The 2668-nt window shown below is 39.0% G+C and carries 2 protein-coding genes; both read right to left on the bottom strand.

Going from position 1 to position 2668, the window contains the following annotated elements:
• On the bottom strand, window positions 1-1148 hold a 1148-nt coding region (locus tag ACIQ6T_RS11370; RefSeq protein WP_395786478.1), incomplete at its 3' end, for a c-type cytochrome domain-containing protein.
• Window positions 1149-1260: 112 nt separating this feature from the next.
• The coding region (locus tag ACIQ6T_RS11365) for a RagB/SusD family nutrient uptake outer membrane protein (RefSeq protein WP_395786476.1) at window positions 1261-2668 on the bottom strand (1408 nt) is incomplete at its 5' end.

The following is a 2668-nucleotide window of genomic DNA, read 5'->3' as shown; positions in this document are numbered from 1 at the left end:
TGTCCAGCCGGCAATTTAATGCGGCGAATAATTTCACTTTTACTCGGATTCCCAGCAACTAAAATCGGACCACTTTCGCCACCTTTGAAAAGGAGTTCTTTTTTATCTAACCGCAAGCCCCCTTTTGTTTTGGTCGCATTGTGGCAGCTGTAACAATTGTGCGCAAGAATCGATCTAACATTCATCGTTAATTCTTGAATCTGATTCGTATTCAATGCCGTAGGGGTACTGATCCGTTCCTCACTAACGGCTAGAATTTTTTCATTGCTTATTTCATTTCCAATGATTGATTTTTCTTCCGTGATTTCTTTTGGTTCACTAGCTGATTGAACAGATTTCACTGAACTTCCCGGCCAAGGAGCTCCTTGTTTTACCCAAATCTCAAGTATTTCAATTTCTTTTTTGGTTAGGCGTTTGCCTTTTGTAGGCATGGCATCATCATGACTTGCCGGAAGTTTAATCCGACGAATAAACTCACTTTTTTCAGGGTATCCTATTTGAATGGCAGGACCGCCCTCTCCGCCTTTTAGCATATATTCCAAGGCATCTAAACGTAATTTTCCTTTGGACTTCTTAACACTATGGCATTCAAAGCAATGATTTTCTAATATATTCCTTGCCTCAATACCTAAATCTTGTTTTTGCTTCGTATCAATTTTACCTGTCAGGTCTTGAACCTGAAGGGACGCATTTAATGGAATGATGGGTTTTGCCTTTTCTTTTTGAAGACTTAAGTAATTCTCTCCATGTGTTAGCTGAGCTCCAAAGTGACCCGCAACACTTACCCCAATGACCGTTGAAAATAAAAGTAAACGAAAACTTTTATTCTCCTTAACTGAAAAAGTATATAATGTAAGCCCTGATAAAAAGGCAGTCGCAATACCTGACCATTGATGAAGGTAAATTAAATTTCCTGAGTACTCCTCTTGATTGCTCAACACCAACCCGAACCCTACTGCCAAAAGCGCAGAGATAGTCCCTACCCACAAAATCACAGCGATTGCTGGTTGAAAAAGATCTGATTTTTTTCGCCATGCAATGCACTCAAGCAATAATCCCACCCAAAGTAAACTGATGGGAAAATGTACAATTAAAGGGTGTAAGCGCCCAATTAATAGCCAAAGATCACTTGATATATCGTTTTGCACTGCTTAGTAGTTTAATACAGCTTTTTAAAAAACTTGCGATGTCAACATAAAGTTCACATCGCAAGTTAATTAGTCCGCTAGGTAACACCACGCATGTGATGTTAAAAATTAATTATAACTGGTAACCTGGATTCTGAGTTAATTTGGCATTAATCAAAATCTGTGCCGCAGGAATAGGTAAATAATACTCAAATTCCGTATAAACATAATCTAAGTTATTGAAAGCAATTCCACCTCTAGCAACAGTTGGATTTGCTTTTTCTAATGCGCCATGTTTATTCATATGAGCCGCAAGAGAAGCAGGTGTATTTGTTCGTTGAAGATCAAACCAGCGGTGGTTCTCAAATGCTAATTCAACGCGTCGCTCATTTAAAACAGCCGTTCTAAAAGTTTCTTTGTTTAAACCGTCAACAGCTTTTAGACCAGCTCTTCTTCTTACTTGGTTGAGGTAATCGTAAGCCTCTGCATTCGGTCCTGAAGCTTCGTTGATTGATTCTGCCAACATTAACAACACATCTGAATACCGTAAAACTGGCCAGTTATTATCCGAACGACCTGTTATTGTATGCGGATATTGGTATTTACTTACGTAAGGAATATCAACATATCTTCCATTCAATGTATAACCAGGTTGTAAGGAAATAGCTTTCCTTACATCTCCTTCTTCATATGCAGCTATCATGTCCCGTGTTGGAATATTTCTTCCTGATGGCACCGTATTTGCAAAACCTGTCACGGCTCCTGCTGATAATCTAGGGGCAAAAACGTACACAAAATTACTTTGCTCGCCCAAATCATTACCTCCTTGATATTGAACCTCAAAAATAGATTCTACACCATTCTTTTTAGCTGGATCAAAATTGTCCTTGTAGTTAGCGTTTAAAGAATAGCCCAACGTAGTTACCTGCTTCAAAGTAGAACTTGCTCCTGCATAATTCTTTTGGGTCAAGTACACTTTACCCAATAAACTTAGTGCAGCGCCTTGCGTTGCACGACCTCTCAAAGTGGCTCTTGCAGGTAAGGCTTTCGATGCATCCGTTAAATCAGAGATTATTTGTTTGTACACATCAGCTTGTGGAGACCGTACCAAAGCAAACGCATCATTCGGGTTGACTAATGTTTTTGTTACCAAAACAACATCCCCAAAATAGCGAACTAAGTTGAAATAATGATAAGCTCTCAGAAATTTAAACTCGCCATCCAAAACTGCTTTTGCGGTCCCGTCAATTTTACTTTCAGCTAATTTTTCCAACGCATAATTGATATTATACATGGTGGAATAATGGTTATTCCAAAGTGCGTTAATCTCACCATTCCCCTGATTGACAGTCGAATATTCAAATGCTTCCCAACCAGCTGCACCCCCACGATCCAAGGGATTGAAATCCAATGTAGTGTTATCCGACATAAATTCTTGCTGAATGTATGCGGTGTTTGTAATTGTTTGCAACTGACCATAAACGCCATTCAAAGCTTGTTCGAACTGCGTTTGAGTTTTATAAAATAAATCACGTCCTATT

Origin of the sequence: Aquirufa sp. (assembly GCF_044377215.1) — a bacterium.
Classification (GTDB): Bacteria; Bacteroidota; Bacteroidia; order Cytophagales; family Spirosomataceae; genus Aquirufa.
Note: the sequence above shows the minus strand (reverse complement) of the source record. Positions and strands in the feature narration are given on the sequence as shown.